Below are 427 nucleotides of genomic sequence, written 5' to 3' on the forward strand. Positions count from 1 at the left end.
CGGCCGCGCCGTGCTCACCGATGGCGGCGTCTATGACAATCACGGCATCGAGCCGGCGCTGAAGCGCTGCCGCTGGCTGTTGGTCAGCGACGCCGGCGCGCCCTGGCGGGCGTCGAGCTCCGGTTACTGGAACTGGTTCTCGCAGTTGAAGCGCGTGCTCGACACCACCGACAACCAGGTGCGCTCGCTCAGGCGGCGCGACCTCATCGCCCGCTTCCAGGCGGCGAAGGATGCCGACGACCAGGGCCTGCCCAATGACGCGACCCGGCCCGATTATGCCGCCACCCGCGGCGTCTACTGGTCGATCGCCAGCAAGCCTGACGCCGCCGAGCCGAGCTTCGTGCAAAGCGCGGCAATCGCGCCTGCCGATATCGGCACGTCGCTTCATTTCCTAGGAAGCGAGGAGACGATCGATCTCGTCAATTGG

General features: G+C 67.4%; 1 pseudogene. It reads left to right on the forward strand.

The window, feature by feature from the left end:
- Nucleotides 1-427, forward strand: a pseudogene (locus tag EOA75_RS34405) (patatin-like phospholipase family protein); the annotation flags it as partial.

The organism is Mesorhizobium sp. M1A.F.Ca.IN.022.07.1.1 (assembly GCF_003997575.1).
GTDB lineage: Bacteria > Pseudomonadota > Alphaproteobacteria > Rhizobiales > Rhizobiaceae > Mesorhizobium.